Raw genomic sequence first — 15,610 nt, 5'->3', positions numbered from 1 at the left:
GCATAAAAATCCCTGAGTCTGGAAGGGATATAGTGCCTTTTTTGGTGGGGTATTTTGTTTTGTAAAGAAGAAAAATATGGAAGAAGTTATCTATTTTGTGAAGCGTATAAAGATGGTCGCTGAGGCAGGAAATATTATATATCTATGAATTTGTAGTTTTCAGTGAGGAAGATAATTGTGAAGGAAAATAGTATATATTATTTAGTGTCGCTTAACTCATTCAGATGCTCCAATATTTGACTGCGCAATAATAGCTGATAATTAAAAGTGAGTATTTTTTTATACTGGCTCTTCAGAAGAAGAGCCAGTGGAGTGCGGGGCTGAAAGAATCGCCTTAACGGCCGGCGTTTTTCATGATGCGGGCTTTATCTACAGCCCATTCGCGATCCTTCGCATCGGAACGCTTATCATGCTGCTTCTTACCTTTCGCTACGCCGATTTTCACTTTGCACCAGGCGTTCTTCCAGTAGAGGGACAGGGCGACGATGGTATAACCGTCGCGGCTGACGCTACCGAACAGGTTGTCCAGCTCGCGCTGGTTAAGCAGCAGTTTGCGGGTACGGGTAGGATCGCAGACGACGTGGCTGGAGGCGACGGTCAGCGGCGTGAAGTTGGCGCCAAACAGATAAGCCTCGCCATCTTTAAAGATAACGTAGCTGTCGCCGATGTTTGCCTTCCCGGCACGTAATGATTTTACTTCCCAGCCTTGCAGCGCGAGACCCGCTTCAATCTCATCTTCGATAAAGTATTCGTGGCGGGCACGCTTGTTTAGCGCAATGGTGGCTGAGCCTGGTTTGTGTGCTTTTTTCTTAGTCATAGTGCTGCTCAGTATATGTAATCCAGGAGTTCAAAGACACCCCGCGGCCTGCGCGAGGAGGAAGCGCTTATCTTAGCATGAGCGGCAGAGAGTTTTTGTTTGCGCGGTGATAAATGTTATTATTTGTCCGATTTATGACTCCCAGGAATTGTTATGCCGCAGATTAGCCGTACTGCTTTGGTGCCCTACAGCGCCGAGCAGATGTACCAGTTAGTGAACGACGTGAATTCGTACCCGGAATTTTTACCTGGCTGCACCGGTAGCCGGGTGATTGACGCATCGGCTAATCAGATGACGGCGGCGGTCGACGTTTCAAAAGCCGGGATCAGCAAAACCTTTACTACCCGAAATACCCTGACCGACAATCAGAGTATCCTGATGCATCTGGTGGATGGCCCCTTCAAAAAGCTGATGGGTGGCTGGAAGTTCACGCCGCTCAGTGAAGATGCCTGCCGGATTGAGTTCCAGCTTGATTTCGAATTTACCAATAAGCTGATTGAGCTGGCCTTTGGCCGTATCTTTAAAGAGCTTGCCGGCAGCATGGTTCAGGCATTCACTACCCGCGCCAAAGAGGTTTACCGTGCCGCGTGAGATTCAGGTTGAGGTGGTGTACGCTCTGCCGCAAAAACAGTACCTGCGCCAGATTAAGCTTGAGGAAGGCAGCACGGTTGAGCAGGCGATTGTCGCCTCTGGCCTCCTTGAGCTTCGTGACGATATCGATCTGACGAAAAACAAAGTCGGTGTGTACAGCCGCCCGGTAAAGCTGGGGGATAAAGTGAATGACGGCGATCGGGTTGAGATTTACCGGCCGCTGATTGCCGACCCGAAAGAATTACGTCGCCAGCGTGCGGAACGTTCTGCCCAGAAATAACTCTGTGTGAAAGTGACAAAAAAAGGTGCCTCAGGCACCTTTTTTTATGCATCAATCCAGCCTTATTCCCCTTTGGTCAGGGCCGGTTTGTTGTCGATGTTGGTCAGCACGCCGCTGCTGTTAAAGGTCAGGGTCAGCGTCTGCTGAGTCACGTTCTCGTGGCCCGGCTGCTGGCGGAAGACATAGAACCAGGTATTGGTGCCGAACGGATCGGACATCATTGGCGTCCCGAGGGTGTAGGCCACCTGTTGTTGGGTCATGCCCACGCGGAGTTTGGACACATCATTAGGTGCCAGATAGTTACCCTGGTTGATGTCTGGGCGGTAAACCACTCGCTCCAGAGTGGAACAGCCTGCGGTCAACATCAGAAGAACCGCTGCGGCAGCAGTCAGCATTTTACAACGCATAGTGATTTGATTCCTTTTCGGGCCGGAGTAGTGCGTGGCTCATTCGTATTATGCCGATGATAATAGACCTTTAAGCAGTTTAAAACCTCAAGGCGCTCAACTCTGACAGTGGGAGCATAAAAAAGTTGGTTGAAAAGATGGCAGAAAGACGGATTAGCGAGTGGGGTGAGCGTTTTTTACACAATGCACGGTGCAAATACACCGTGCATTGTGGAACCTCAGGCAGCCAGCAGCTCTTTGGCATTGGCCAGCGTGTTGCGTGTCACTTCACTGCCGCCGAGAAGACGAGCAAGCTCCTGTAGGCGAGAACGTTTGTCCAGCGGCTGCATATGGGTTTCGGTCATTTCCCCGTCGGTTTCTTTGCTGACGAAGAAGTGGTGGTGACCGCAGCCGGCAACCTGCGGCAGGTGGGTGACGCACATCACCTGAGTAGATTCGCCTAGCTGACGCAACAGTTTACCCACCACCGCGGCGGTCGGGCCGCTGATCCCCACGTCGACTTCATCGAAGATCAGCGCCGGTGTTTCCATTTTACGGGCGGTGATCACCTGAATCGCCAGCGCGATGCGAGAAAGCTCGCCGCCCGAGGCCACTTTTGCCAGCGGCTGCAGCGGCTGCCCTGGGTTGGTGCTGACGCGGAAATCAATGCGGTCAGCGCCTTCGGCGGTGAGGTGGTTTTCGTTAAATTCGACGTCAATGGCGAGCTTCCCGTGCGGCATGGAGAGCGAATGCATGCTTTCCGTAATCAACTGGCACAGTTCATTGGCATGTTTGGCCCGGCTTTGGTGCAGCGCCTGCGCCACGGCAAGCGCCTGCTGATGATGCTGGGCAACGGCCTGCAGCAACGCTTCCAGCGACCCGGTTTGCTCATCCAGTAACTGCTGTTCATCCAGCAACTTCTGGTGGAAATCGGGTAGCTCTTCCGGCGTGATGTGGTGCTTACGTGCCAGAGAGATCTGACGAGAAATACGCTGTTCCAGTTCATAAAGACGGTTTGGATCCAAATCCAGACGATCGCAGTAATGGCGTAGTTCGTCGCTGGCTTCGGAAATCTGAATGGCGGCTTCTTCCAGCATATCCAGTACGCCAGAGAGCTTGTTATCCATGCCCACCAGTTCACCCATGAGGTGGCGCACGGTATACAGCTGACTTTGTAGATTGCTTTCTTCCCCGTCGGCCAGCACGTCCAGCGCCTGCTGGCTGGTGGAGAGCAGCTGGCCGCTGTTGGCGAGGCGCTTGTACTCTTCATCAATCAGTTCGAATTCACCGGCAACGGGAGAAAACTCATTCAGCTCTTTGAGCTGGTAGTGAAGCAGTTCGGCTTTGGCTGAACGCTCCTGAGCCAGTTGCTGATGCTGCGCCAGAGTACGGCAGCTTTGGTGCCATTCGCGGTAGCGTTCTGCCATTTGCAGTATCAGCGCCTGCTCACCGGCATAGCCGTCCAGCAGCGTTTTTTGATGCTCCGGCTTGAGCAACAGCTGGTGGGCGTGCTGGCCATGAATCTGGATAAGCAACTGACCGAGATCGCGCAGTTGGGAAAGGGGCACGGCGGTGCCGTTGATAAACCCTCTTGAGCGGCCATCGCTGCTGATCACGCGGCGAAGCAGGCATTCGCTGCCGTCTTCCAGCTGGTTTTCTTCCAGCCAACGTAGCGCCGCCGGGGTGTCTTTCAGGGAAAAGCGGGCGCAGAGATCCGCGCGATTTGCCCCAGAACGCACCATATCCGCTTCTGCGCGACCGCCCAGGCACAGGCCCAGCGCATCTATGGCAATAGATTTACCGGCACCGGTTTCCCCGGTAATGGCCGTCATCCCGTGATGAAAGTCTATTTCAAGTTCACGAACGATAGCGAAATTGCTGATGGTGAGTTGAGCGAGCATGACCACTCTCCTGTATGAAAAATCATAACTGTGTTTTCATACAGTATAAACTGGTTTTATATACAGTAAAGTGGCCAGGTGGTTTTTTAGAACAATTTTTTCGACCAGCCGAGTTTCGAGCTTAATGTGTTGAAATAACTGTAGTCTTTCGGGTGGATCAGATTGAGGTGGTAGTCACAGCGGCGAATGAGTACGTCTTCGCCTTCCTGAATTGGCAGCGCAATCTGACTGTCGCAGCTGATTTCAAGGTCACTTCGCATATGGGAAAAACGCAGGCGAATGGTGCTGCTGCTGTTGATGACCAGCGGGCGCGCAGACAGCGTGTGCGGGAACATCGGCACCAGCGTAATAGCATCCAGCGAAGGCGTAAGAATCGGACCACCAGCGGAAAGCGAGTAGGCAGTCGAGCCGGTCGGCGTGGAGATAATCAGCCCGTCAGAGCGCTGTGAAAACGCAAAGATTTCGTCGATATAGACTTCGAACTCAATCATATGCGCGACTTTACCGGGGTGAAGCACCACTTCGTTTATCGCGGTACTGAGGCGCGTAGGCGTATCATGCTGACAGACCTGGGCTTCGAGCAGGAAGCGGCTTTCGGTGATGTAATGCCCTTCAAGAACGTCCGCCAACTGCTGCTGGGCATTGTCCGGGTCAAGGTCGGTCAGGAAACCCAGGTTGCCACGGTTGATGCCAATGACTTTTATGTCATAGCGAGCAAGCACCCGAGCGGCGCCCAGCATATTGCCATCCCCGCCGACGACCACGGCCAAATCAGCCTGCTGGCCTATCTCCGCCAGCGTGCCGGTTTTCACCTGCTTGAGGTTTAGCTCCTGGGCGATTTGCTGTTCCACCATCACTTCATAGCCTTTGGCGCACAGCCAGCGATAGAGCATTTCATGCGTGGTCAGAGCGGTGGGGTGACGCGGATGCCCGACAATACCGATGCAGTTGAAATGTTTGTTCATTATCCTGGTGGTCCTTATTCGCAGACGTTCCTGCGACAATATGACAGGTTCCCTTGAAACCCTGAAACTGATCCCCATAATAAGCGAAGCAGCGAGATGAATGCTAAAAACGCGGAGAATTTCATGAGTAGTAAAGAACAGAAAACACCTAACGAGCAAGCCCCGGAAGATATCGTCATGGATCAGCACGAAGAAGTCGAGGCCGTAGAAGGTGCCGATGTCGTGGATCCGCGCGACGAAGAGATTGCAAATCTGCAGGCTCAACTGGCAGAAATGAAGCAGCGCGAGCGTGAAATTGAGCCGCGCCACCAGGCTGATTTAGCTAACCTGCGTCGCCGTACCGAACAGGATATCGAGAAAGCGCACAAGTTCGCCCTGGAAAAGTTCGTGAACGAACTGCTGCCGGTTATCGACAGCCTGGATCGCGCGCTGGAAGTGGCCGACAAGTCCAACCCGGATTTAGCCCCAATGATCGAAGGCATTGAGCTGACCCAGAAGTCGATGCTGGATGTGGTTCGCAAGTTCGGCGTGGAAGTGGTGGGCGAAACTAACGTGCCGTTTAACCCGGACGTGCACCAGGCGATTGCGATGGTTGAATCAGCCGACGTTGCACCAAATAACGTGCTGATGGTGATGCAGAAAGGTTACACCCTGAACGGCCGTACTATTCGTGCCGCGATGGTTTCCGTAGCCAAAGCCTGATTTATTGCCGAAAGTAAAAAGCCAGCCCGGAGGCTGGCTTTTTTACGTCTATTGCTCAACGCTTTGCCGCAAAGGCTTTACCGGCGTGACGCGCACCTGCTTAATCATGTTGTCCTGTACGTCTAGAATATCGATGTCGTACTGACTGAGCCGGATGCGGGTTCCAGCCGCCGGGATTTCCTGAATCTCTTCCAGAATCATCCCGTTTACCGTGCGGGCGTCGTCTTCCGGCAGCGTCCAGTTAAAGGCTTTATTGAGTTCTCGCACGTTGGCGCTGCCTTCGATAATGACCGAGCCGTCGTTTTGCGGCGTCACTTCTTCCGCAAGCGTAGGGGACATGGACGTGGTGAAGTCACCGACGATCTCTTCCAGAATATCCTCTACGGTCACCAGGCCCTGGATATCGCCGTATTCATCTACCACCAGGCCGACTTTCTTTTTATTGCGCTGAAATTTCACCAGCTGCACGCTGAGCGGGGTGCCTTCAGGCACAAAGTAAATCTCATCGGCCGAGCGCAGCATCACCTCTTTGGTAAACTCTTTTTTCTCGGTCATCAGGCGGTAGGCTTCGCGGACGCGCAGCATGCCGATGGCATCATCCAGACTGTCGCGGTACAGCACTATGCGGCCGTGCGGGGAGTGCGTTAACTGGCGGACGATGGACTTCCAGTCGTCATTAATATTGATACCGACGATTTCGTTCCGCGGCACCATGATGTCGTCGACGCTGACCTTTTCCAGATCCAGGACCGACAGCAGCATATCCTGGTTGCGCCGCGAAATTTGCGAGCGGGATTCATGCACGATGGTTCGCAGCTCGTCTTTGCTGAGGGCGGTGCTAATAATGTTGTCAACCTTGATGCCAACCATGCGCATCAGCAGACGGGTAATAGTATTCAGCAGCCAGACCAGCGGCATCATCAGGAACTGCAGCGGGCCGAGCAGCCAGCTGCTTGGATAGGCGACTTTTTCGGGATACAGCGCGGCGATGGTTTTAGGCAGGACTTCGGCAAACACCAGCACAACAAAGGTTAAAACACCGGTTGCTATTGCCACGCCTGCGTTACCGTAAAGGCGGATGCCGACGATAGTCGCTAATGCAGAAGCCAGAATATTGACCAGGTTGTTCCCGATTAACACCAGGCTGATCAGGCGGTCTGGCTTGCGCAGGAGTTTTTCAACGCGCTTCGCTGCCCGGTTGCCCTGTTTGGCGCGGTGGCGCAGGCGGTAGCGGTTTAGCGTCATCATGCCGGTTTCTGACCCGGAGAAGTACGCGGACACCACCACCATGATGATCAGGGTGACGATCAGCGTGGTGGTTGAGATGTGTTCCAAAAGTGATTTCCTTTAAGAGATTAGCTAACGAACTGCTGCAGGACACGGCTGCCAAAATAAGCGAGGGTTAAAATGCCCGCGCCGGCAACGTTGAACCAGACTACGCGGCGGCCGCGCCATCCTTCATGATAGTGCCCCCACAGCAGAACGACGTAGACAAACCAGGCGAGAATCGACAGCACGGCTTTATCGACGTTTTCCATGCTGAACAGGTTCTTCATGTAAAACAGGCCGGTGCACAGCGTCAACGTCAGCAGGACAACGCCCACCTGGGTGATATGAAACATTTTACGCTCGATCACCATCAGCGGCGGCATTTCCGCGCTGAAGGCCAGCTTTTTGTTCTTTAACTGGTAGTCAATCCACGCCAGCTGCAAAGCGTATAGCGCGGCAATGATCAGCGTCGCATAGGCAAAGAGCGACAGGCCGATATGCACCATCATTCCCGGCGTGGCTTCGAGATGGGTGATAAATTCGTTGGGCATAAAGGTCGCCAGCGCCAGATTTATCAGCGCAAAGGCGTAAACAATCGGTAACAGCAGCCAGCCCCGATTACGAGAGGCGACAATGGTCATTACCGTACAAATCATCAGGCTGACGAGGGACCCTACGTTCAGCAGGCTCAGGTTTTGCCCGCCATCGACGGTAAAGAAGCGCGCTTCCAGCGCCAGCGCATGGCTGACCAGGGCAATAGCGGCGGACAAAATGGCAAAGCGTCGCCATCCGCTGTTCTTCCGCAGAAGACCGGGAATGATCAGCGCCAGGCTGACGGAGTAGGCTACAAGCGCAAGAATGGCGAAAACGGGCATATTAATGTGTCGGTCAAATTGGCCAGAGAACAAAAAAGCCAGTATAACGTTACCTGTCGCCTGCTCCAACCGTTGGATCACACCCGAGGCGGCTTCATGATATAATCCGCCAAATTCAGTTTTGTGTCGCGAGCTGCGGCCCCAGTTACCACGTTAGGCAAAATACCATGTTTGATAATTTAACAGACCGTCTGTCGCGTACCCTGCGCAATATTAGCGGCCGTGGGCGGCTAACCGAAGAAAACGTTAAAGAGACGCTGCGCGAAGTGCGCATGGCGCTGCTGGAGGCGGACGTTGCGCTGCCGGTAGTGCGTGATTTTATCAGCCGCGTTAAAGAAAAAGCGGTGGGGCATGAAGTCAATAAAAGCCTGACCCCGGGCCAGGAGTTCGTCAAAATCGTTCGCGCTGAACTGGTTTCCGCGATGGGCGAAGAGAACAGCAGCCTGAACCTCGCGGCTCAGCCACCGGCAGTTGTGCTGATGGCTGGCCTGCAGGGCGCCGGTAAAACCACCAGCGTCGGTAAGTTAGGTAAATTCCTGCGCGAGAAGCAGAAGAAAAAAGTGTTGGTGGTTTCAGCGGACGTTTATCGCCCTGCGGCGATTAAACAGCTGGAAACTCTGGCCCAACAGGTTGAGGTGGACTTCTTCCCGTCTGATGCGCAGCAAAAACCTGTCGATATCGTTAATGCCGCGCTGAAAGAAGCGAAGCTGAAGTTCTACGACGTGCTGCTGGTGGATACCGCTGGTCGTCTGCACGTCGACGAAGCAATGATGGACGAAATCAAACAGGTTCATGCCGCGATTAAGCCGGTAGAAACGCTGTTTGTGGTCGATGCCATGACCGGTCAGGATGCGGCGAATACCGCGAAGGCCTTCAACGAAGCGCTGCCGCTGACCGGCGTGGTGCTGACTAAAGTGGACGGTGACGCCCGCGGCGGTGCGGCACTGTCTATTCGCCATATCACCGGCAAACCAATCAAGTTCCTCGGCGTGGGGGAGAAAACCGAAGCGCTGGAGCCGTTCCACCCGGACCGTATTGCCTCCCGTATCCTCGGCATGGGCGACGTGCTGTCGCTGATTGAAGATATCGAAAGCAAGGTTGACCGCGCGCAGGCTGAGAAGCTCGCCAGCAAGCTGAAAAAAGGCGATGGCTTTGACCTGACCGACTTCCTTGAACAACTCAAGCAGATGAAGAACATGGGCGGCATGGCGAGCATGATGAGCAAGCTGCCGGGCATGGGCCAGTTGCCTGATAACGTCAAATCCCAGATGGACGACAAAGTGCTGGTGCGTATGGAGGCGATTATCAGCTCGATGACGCTGAAAGAACGCGCACAGCCGGACATCATCAAAGGCTCCCGCAAGCGCCGTATCGCGCAGGGTTCCGGCATGCAGGTGCAGGACGTTAACCGCTTACTGAAGCAGTTTGACGACATGCAGCGCATGATGAAGAAAATGAAGAAAGGCGGCATGGCCAAAATGATGCGCGGTATGAAAGGGATGATGCCACCGGGTTTCCCTGGCCGCTAAGCTCTTTTCGATTGCTTTTTACGCCGAAATGAGTAAAATTTTCGGGCTTTTAATATGACACCGGGCTCCATCCCTCGATGGGGCCCGGCGTTTTATTCACTAAAGAGGATGTTATGGTAACTATTCGTTTAGCACGTCACGGCGCTAAAAAGCGTCCGTTCTACCAGGTTGTCGTTACTGATAGCCGTAATGCACGTAACGGTCGCTTCATTGAGCGCGTTGGTTTCTTCAACCCTATCGCTAACGAGAAAGAAGAAGGCGTTCGCCTGGATCTGGATCGCGTAGCACATTGGGTTGGCCAGGGCGCAACCGTTTCTGATCGCGTTGCTGCGCTGATCAAAGAAGCTAAGAAAGCAGCTTAATCTGTCACGGTGGTCATGATGAGCAAGCAACTCGCCGCACAGGTTCCTGTTAACCCAATTGTGTTGGGCAAGATGGGCTCCTCCTACGGTATTCGTGGTTGGCTCAGAGTGTTTTCCTCCACCGAAGACGCCGAAAGCATTTTTGACTACCAGCCCTGGTTTATCCAGCGCGGCGGTCAGTGGCAGCAAGTACAGCTGGAAAGCTGGAAGCACCACAATCAGGATCTGATCATCAAGCTGCAAGGCGTTGACGATCGGGATGCCGCGAATCTTCTGACCAATTGCGAAATTGTCGTGGATTCAACACAGCTGCCGGCTCTTGAAGCGGGTGACTACTACTGGAAAGACCTTATGGGCTGCCAGGTAGTGACCACTCAGGGCTACCAGCTCGGTAAAGTCATCGACATGATGGAAACCGGCTCGAATGACGTTCTCGTCATCAAGGCAAACCTGAAGGATGCATTTGGCATCAAGGAGCGGCTGGTTCCGTTCCTCGATGGGCAGGTTATCAAGAAAGTCGATCTCGCTACTCAAACCATTGAAGTAGACTGGGATCCTGGTTTTTAAAACTCCGAAATCATACGGTAGTCGCTAGCATAGTGGGGATTGGCTTGTGTTTATTGGTGTAGTTAGCCTGTTTCCTGAGATGTTCCGCGCAATTACCGATTACGGGGTAACTGGCCGGGCAGTAAAAAATGGCCTGCTGAGCATTCAAAGCTGGAGTCCACGCGACTTCACCTATGACCGGCACCGTACCGTGGACGATCGTCCTTACGGTGGCGGACCGGGAATGTTGATGATGGTTAACCCTTTGCGGGAAGCTATCCACGCAGCGAAAGCAGCGGCAGGGGAAGGTGCTAAGGTTATCTATCTTTCACCTCAGGGGCGCAAGCTTGATCAAGCGGGCGTCAGTGAACTGGCAGCAAATGAGAAGTTAATTCTGGTTTGTGGCCGTTACGAAGGGATCGATGAGCGCGTGATCCAAACCGAAATTGACGAAGAATGGTCAATCGGCGATTACGTTCTCAGCGGCGGTGAGCTACCAGCGATGACGCTGATTGACTCAGTCTCCCGGTTTATTCCGGGCGTTCTGGGGCATGAAGCATCGGCAACCGAAGATTCGTTTGCTGAAGGGTTGCTGGATTGCCCTCACTACACCCGTCCTGAAGTGTTGGATGGCATGGAAGTACCGGCAGTGTTATTGTCGGGGAACCATGCGGAGATTCGCCGTTGGCGCCTGAAACAGTCGCTGGGCCGCACCTGGCTTAGAAGACCTGAACTTTTGGAAAACCTGGCTCTGACTGAAGAGCAAGCAAGGTTGCTGGCGGAGTTCAAAAAAGAACATACGCAACAGCAACATAAACATGATGGGCAGGCGTAAGCCCCCTTAACCCCAAAATAGTTGGAGTTGCAGCAAGACGGCAAGCGAGTGAATCCCGATGAGCTTACTTCAGTAAGTGATTTGGGTGAAGGAAAGCAGCCAGCGCAGATGCAGCTTCAAATATGACGGGGAAATATCAGTTTACCCAGGATAAGAGATAAATTATGAGCAATATTATTAAGCAACTTGAACAAGAACAGATGAAACAGGATGTACCTTCCTTCCGTCCGGGCGACTCCGTGGAAGTGAAAGTATGGGTCGTTGAAGGTTCTAAAAAACGTCTGCAGGCATTTGAGGGCGTGGTTATCGCTATCCGTAACCGCGGTCTGCACTCTGCATTCACTGTTCGTAAAATTTCTAACGGCGAAGGTGTTGAGCGTGTATTCCAGACTCACTCCCCAGTAATCGACAGCATTACTGTTAAGCGTCGTGGTGCCGTTCGTAAAGCTAAACTGTACTACCTGCGTGAGCGTACTGGTAAGTCTGCTCGTATCAAAGAGCGTCTTAACTAAGATTCGCTTAGGCGACATCCAAATAAAAGGGCTGCCATCTGGCAGCCCTTTTTTATGGGAAAAAGAAAGCATCGTGCGCTTGTAAAGGTCATCACTCTGGCTGAAAAACATGTGAATTGTGTTTTGTTGTTTGCCCCAAACAGTCGGAAACCACGTTTTTCGGCTGTTTGTCACCGGACGGAAAGGGCTGCCATCTGGCAGCCCTTTTTTATGCTCTAAATCGGCCTTGATTATGGGGCGGTGATGACGACCGCGACGCGGCGGTTTTCCGCGCGACCTTCGCCGGTGTTGTTGCTGGCCACCGGGTATTTCTTACCCAAACCTTGGGTTGTGAGGTTGCTGCGTGGGATGTGAGCACCTTCGGCCCAGGCATCTGCCACGATATTAGCGCGCTTGAGGGAGAGCTGTTCGTTGTAGCCGTCTTCACCGTAGTTATCCGTGTGACCATCCATGCGGGCGTGTTTCAGGCCGGTCGCAGAGAGTTTAGCGGCCATACTCTGGATGGTCTGGTAGCTTTCAGGCTGCAGCTTGTACTGGTTTTTACCAAACAGGATCTTGTCTGACAGTCCAAGTGACCAGCCGTCGTTTGACTCAGAGAATCCGTACGAGCGCATCGCGGCAACCTGTTCAGGAGAGAACGTCGATGGCGGTGCCTGACAGCCAGTTAACAGAAACGAGAAGAGGATTGCCGGTGCAAATAAGCGTGAAGCTTTCATAATGTATCCCTTTGGGGCGGTTTTATTAGCAACTCACGTTGCTTGTGTTTTTCTATGTACATATTGCGATCAGCGGTTTCCATCAGGCTTTCCGCTGAGGTGATATCTTTCGCGAGCGCAACGCCGATGCTTAGGGTCATGGTGACCCAGTGCTCGCCTGGTAAAAGGATCGGCTGCTCGACCATTTCTTTTAACTGTTCCAGCACGGAAGCGGCCTGTTCTTCGCTGTTCACAGAATGAAGCAGCATGGCAAATTCGTCCCCGCCGAGACGGAAGGCGAGGTGGCGCGTATTGGCATACACCTGTAACCGTTTTGCGACTTCAATAAGCACAGCATCCCCGGCCGCATGTCCCCAGGTATCGTTAACAAATTTGAAGTTGTCGCCGTCCATAAACAGCAAGGCGCTGTTCTGGAGTATTTCGGGATCTGCAATCAGTTTATCCAGCGCGGTTCGGAAGGCTGCTCGGTTTGCCAGGCCCGTCAATGAGTCCTGCAGGGCCGTTTTCTGCAGCGAAGCATTTTTCAGCTGAAGCTGTTTTTGCCATTCTTCCATCTCATCAAGCAGGCTGTTGAAGTCCTGGGCAAAGAGGTGAAACTCCTCAATTTTTTCCGGTGATACGCGGCGAGAAAAGTTACGGTTGCTGCGAACGTCGTGGACAACGTCAGTAATATTCTGCAGCGCGGCATCAATATCGCGATGTAAATGACGTGAAATGCCTAATGCGATAACTGACGCGAGTAAAATACAGGCCGTCAGCACGCCTAATGAGAGCCAGACAAACAAAGTCACGGTAGCATCCGTGCCTATCAGCCGCATTTCCCCGATGATTTTCCCGTTATGCCAGATAGGCTGCCTGATCGGATGAGGATATAGCCATCGGGTCACCAGGCCACTCACCATGTCATGCTGAGACGGCTTATCTGCCTGCCAGTGCGTGAGCTCCTGACCATTAACATCTACTACCTTTGCGGCGGTGAATTGCCCTTGCTTGCCCAGCACGGCCAGGGTTTCATTGGCCGCGGTGCCATCACGGAAAACAACGGCGGCTTCCAGGCTATGACTTACAGTCACCGCCAGCAATTCGAGGTTTTTTTGCGCATACTGTTTTAGCGTCAGCATCGAAGCGACGGAAAGCAGCAGCCAGACAGCCAGCATGGCAATAACCACGCTGATTATGCTGATTCTACGCACTACGTAACGTTCCTTTAAACGTTGGACGTGACGGCGTAGTCAAATCCTTATTCATGACTATTATTCCCTGGCCGAGCCAGCAGTAATACATCCGGACTAACCCTGACGCCGCTGCGGCTGAGGGCATCAAGGTTTACCGAAAAAGAAACTGCGTCATTATGAATATTCAGGCAGAAAGCACTGCCAATTATGCATTGTGGGTTCTGCTCGGCAATTAACAATAAAGGCCGGGATTGATAACGTTCTATTAATTGCAACTGCTGTTGTGGTGACTCGTTACCAAAATATATCCCGTCGCAGTTCGCTCGCAATGCCTCGTCTGATGACTGAACGAGGAGGGGTTGATATGAAATATCGTTATTTTTTGTGCTTAGCGTCGTGGCATAGGCTGCCGTTGAAAATATGCAGAGCTTTGGAAGCCCCTGTAGCTGAGGCCAGCGGGTGTAGCTGACAATCCCGGCCACTGTAGTGCGAACTTTGTCGGGCAGCACGGGGCTTGTTGCCTGTGCAGCCTGCATCCTGAATATCGTTAGCGCGAGGACGATAAACGTTAAAAATAACGTCAGCCCGCGGAGTTGAGACGTGGTTTTCACGTGCCACCAGCCCAAAAGCATCCTGGCCGGTGAAGCCAGTCTTTATTATTTATGATGTTGCCTTTGAGCATATCACTCCCACGTATTTCCGTCATTCATTCCCAGGTGTGATGATATTCCTGATTATCCAAAATAATAACGAGAATAACCCTGGAATGATGCTGTAAATCGTTATCGGTTTCCCCACGAAAAACGCACACGTGGGGGATAATATCAGCATAGAAGGTGGAATGAATTTTTACGCGCGCTTTTGTTTAGTCATGCAGGTTTGACCGTAAAATGTGCATTTTTATGTTTTGTGTAATCTTTTATTTACGAATTTGGCGATTGCATGCGGCATTTAATTGGTTGTGTAACGATTGATTTACGTATAATGGATTGCAATCTTTACTGTCGGCGGTTACAGTAAGGCCTCCTCTACGAGGAAACGACTATCGCAAACGAGCTAAATACAGGGCAGACATCATGCAAAAAGACGCGCTTAACAACGTTCATATCTCTGACGAACAGATACTCATCACGCCGGATCAGCTTAAAGCGGAATTTCCACTCACTGCGGCTCAGGAAGCGCAAATTGAGCAGTCCCGCCAGACGATCTCCAATATTATTGCTGGCCGCGATCCGCGCCTGCTGGTTGTTTGTGGACCTTGCTCGATCCACGATCCGGAAGCTGCGATTGAATACGCTCGTCGTTTTAAAGCTCTGTCTGAACAAGTTAGCGATAGTCTGTACCTCGTGATGCGCGTCTATTTTGAAAAGCCTCGTACGACCGTGGGTTGGAAAGGGCTTATCAACGACCCGCACATGGATGGCTCGTTTGATGTGGAAGCAGGGCTGAAAATTGCGCGTCGCCTGCTGGTTGAGTTGGTAAGCCTGGGGCTGCCGCTGGCAACCGAGGCGCTGGATCCCAATAGCCCGCAATACCTGGGTGACCTGTTTAGCTGGTCTGCAATTGGTGCCCGTACCACTGAATCCCAGACTCACCGCGAAATGGCTTCCGGTCTTTCTATGCCGGTTGGTTTTAAAAATGGGACTGATGGCAGTCTGGGCACGGCGATTAACGCGATGCGCGCCGCGGCAATGCCGCACCGCTTCGTGGGCATTAACCAGGCAGGGCAGGTTTGCCTGCTGCAGACTCAGGGTAACCCGGATGGGCACGTGATTCTGCGCGGCGGTAAAGCACCTAACTACAGCCCGGCGGATGTTGCCCAGTGTGAAGTCGAAATGCAGAAAGCAGGCCTGCGTCCGTCCTTGATGATCGATTGCAGCCACGGCAACTCAAATAAAGACTTCCGTCGCCAGCCGGGCGTGGCCGAATCCGCCATTGCCCAGATTAAAGATGGTAACCGCTCTATTATTGGCCTGATGATTGAAAGTAATATCCATGAAGGGAATCAATCATCAGAGCAGCCGCGAAGCGAAATGAAATACGGCGTGTCCGTTACCGATGCATGCATCGACTGGGAAACTACGGACAGCCTGCTGCGTGAGATCCACAAAGATCTGAGCGGCGTGCTGGCGGCTCGTCAGGCATAAGA

General features: G+C 52.7%; 17 protein-coding genes and 1 pseudogene. 9 read left to right on the top strand and 9 right to left on the bottom strand.

Annotated features, from left to right (window positions below):
- Positions 1 to 334: 334 nt before the first annotated feature.
- Positions 335 to 817 carry an SsrA-binding protein SmpB gene (smpB, locus tag AAIE02_RS18660; RefSeq protein WP_008458185.1) on the bottom strand — a complete coding sequence of 161 codons (483 nt, stop codon included), beginning with the start codon at positions 815 to 817 and terminating at the stop codon, positions 335 to 337.
- A 153-nt stretch (positions 818 to 970) separates the two neighbouring features.
- Here smpB and AAIE02_RS18655 point away from each other — a divergent pair, with 153 nt between their 5' ends.
- On the top strand, positions 971 to 1,408 hold the full coding sequence (locus AAIE02_RS18655; protein ID WP_008458184.1) for a type II toxin-antitoxin system RatA family toxin: 438 nt from the start codon (positions 971 to 973) through the stop codon (positions 1,406 to 1,408).
- Complete coding sequence (locus tag AAIE02_RS18650; RefSeq protein ID WP_336983819.1) at positions 1,398 to 1,688, top strand: RnfH family protein; 291 nt, start codon at positions 1,398 to 1,400, stop codon at positions 1,686 to 1,688. The genes AAIE02_RS18655 and AAIE02_RS18650 overlap by 11 nt, the downstream gene beginning before the upstream one ends.
- A 62-nt stretch (positions 1,689 to 1,750) precedes the next feature.
- On the opposite strand, the gene bamE is transcribed toward AAIE02_RS18650, so the two are convergent.
- The 3 genes from bamE to nadK form a co-directional block, all read right to left on the bottom strand.
- Positions 1,751 to 2,095 (bottom strand): outer membrane protein assembly factor BamE, encoded by a 345-nt coding sequence (bamE, locus tag AAIE02_RS18645; RefSeq protein ID WP_008458182.1) that lies wholly within the window; start codon positions 2,093 to 2,095, stop codon positions 1,751 to 1,753.
- A 218-nt stretch (positions 2,096 to 2,313) separates the two neighbouring features.
- The gene (recN, locus tag AAIE02_RS18640; RefSeq protein WP_498533023.1) at positions 2,314 to 3,975 is read right to left on the bottom strand and encodes a DNA repair protein RecN; all 1,662 of its coding nucleotides are present in this window, start codon (positions 3,973 to 3,975) and stop codon (positions 2,314 to 2,316) included.
- Positions 3,976 to 4,061: 86 nt separating this feature from the next.
- On the bottom strand, positions 4,062 to 4,940 hold the full coding sequence (nadK, locus tag AAIE02_RS18635) for an NAD(+) kinase (protein ID WP_166995720.1): 879 nt from the start codon (positions 4,938 to 4,940) through the stop codon (positions 4,062 to 4,064).
- A gap of 123 nt (positions 4,941 to 5,063) precedes the next feature.
- Between nadK and grpE the strand changes: the two genes are divergently transcribed.
- Entirely contained in the window at positions 5,064 to 5,642 is a 579-nt protein-coding gene (gene grpE / locus AAIE02_RS18630) for a nucleotide exchange factor GrpE (protein WP_008458175.1), read from the top strand.
- Positions 5,643 to 5,690: 48 nt separating this feature from the next.
- Here grpE and AAIE02_RS18625 read toward each other — a convergent pair whose 3' ends face one another.
- Together AAIE02_RS18625 and AAIE02_RS18620 are read right to left on the bottom strand one after the other, a co-directional pair.
- Complete coding sequence (locus AAIE02_RS18625; RefSeq protein ID WP_039286882.1) at positions 5,691 to 6,977, bottom strand: HlyC/CorC family transporter; 1,287 nt, start codon at positions 6,975 to 6,977, stop codon at positions 5,691 to 5,693.
- A 20-nt stretch (positions 6,978 to 6,997) separates the two neighbouring features.
- Positions 6,998 to 7,786 carry a cytochrome C assembly family protein gene (locus tag AAIE02_RS18620; RefSeq protein ID WP_008458173.1) on the bottom strand — a complete coding sequence of 263 codons (789 nt, stop codon included), beginning with the start codon at positions 7,784 to 7,786 and terminating at the stop codon, positions 6,998 to 7,000.
- Between the two features lie 167 nt (positions 7,787 to 7,953).
- Here AAIE02_RS18620 and ffh point away from each other — a divergent pair, with 167 nt between their 5' ends.
- From ffh to rplS, 5 genes are all read left to right on the top strand, one after another.
- Positions 7,954 to 9,315 carry a signal recognition particle protein gene (gene ffh / locus AAIE02_RS18615; RefSeq protein ID WP_008458172.1) on the top strand — a complete coding sequence of 454 codons (1,362 nt, stop codon included), beginning with the start codon at positions 7,954 to 7,956 and terminating at the stop codon, positions 9,313 to 9,315.
- 113 nt (positions 9,316 to 9,428) lie between these two features.
- The gene (rpsP, locus tag AAIE02_RS18610; protein ID WP_038479704.1) at positions 9,429 to 9,677 is read left to right on the top strand and encodes a 30S ribosomal protein S16; all 249 of its coding nucleotides are present in this window, start codon (positions 9,429 to 9,431) and stop codon (positions 9,675 to 9,677) included.
- A gap of 18 nt (positions 9,678 to 9,695) precedes the next feature.
- On the top strand, positions 9,696 to 10,244 hold the full coding sequence (gene rimM, locus AAIE02_RS18605) for a ribosome maturation factor RimM (RefSeq protein ID WP_008458170.1): 549 nt from the start codon (positions 9,696 to 9,698) through the stop codon (positions 10,242 to 10,244).
- Positions 10,245 to 10,290: 46 nt separating this feature from the next.
- The gene (trmD, locus tag AAIE02_RS18600) at positions 10,291 to 11,058 is read left to right on the top strand and encodes a tRNA (guanosine(37)-N1)-methyltransferase TrmD (RefSeq protein WP_008458169.1); all 768 of its coding nucleotides are present in this window, start codon (positions 10,291 to 10,293) and stop codon (positions 11,056 to 11,058) included.
- 164 nt (positions 11,059 to 11,222) lie between these two features.
- On the top strand, positions 11,223 to 11,570 hold the full coding sequence (gene rplS, locus AAIE02_RS18595) for a 50S ribosomal protein L19 (protein WP_008458168.1): 348 nt from the start codon (positions 11,223 to 11,225) through the stop codon (positions 11,568 to 11,570).
- Positions 11,571 to 11,800: 230 nt separating this feature from the next.
- Here rplS and AAIE02_RS18590 read toward each other — a convergent pair whose 3' ends face one another.
- From AAIE02_RS18590 to yfiR, 3 genes and pseudogenes are all read right to left on the bottom strand, one after another.
- Entirely contained in the window at positions 11,801 to 12,286 is a 486-nt protein-coding gene (locus tag AAIE02_RS18590; protein ID WP_008458166.1) for an OmpA family protein, read from the bottom strand.
- Positions 12,283 to 13,534: pseudogene (gene dgcN / locus AAIE02_RS18585) on the bottom strand (diguanylate cyclase DgcN/YfiN). The gene AAIE02_RS18590 and the pseudogene dgcN overlap by 4 nt, the downstream one beginning before the upstream one ends.
- Positions 13,527 to 14,093, bottom strand: a complete 567-nt coding sequence (gene yfiR / locus AAIE02_RS18580; RefSeq protein WP_442892791.1) for a regulatory sequestration protein YfiR — start codon at positions 14,091 to 14,093, stop codon at positions 13,527 to 13,529. The pseudogene dgcN and the gene yfiR overlap by 8 nt, the downstream one beginning before the upstream one ends.
- A 444-nt stretch (positions 14,094 to 14,537) precedes the next feature.
- Here yfiR and aroF point away from each other — a divergent pair, with 444 nt between their 5' ends.
- The gene (gene aroF, locus AAIE02_RS18575; RefSeq protein ID WP_008458162.1) at positions 14,538 to 15,608 is read left to right on the top strand and encodes a 3-deoxy-7-phosphoheptulonate synthase AroF; all 1,071 of its coding nucleotides are present in this window, start codon (positions 14,538 to 14,540) and stop codon (positions 15,606 to 15,608) included.
- Positions 15,609 to 15,610 lie beyond the last annotated feature (2 nt).

It is taken from the genome of Cedecea sp. Ae19-4 (assembly GCF_059801165.1).
The sequence above is the reverse complement of the archived record's forward strand: the minus strand, read 5'-3'. Positions and strand labels throughout refer to the sequence as shown.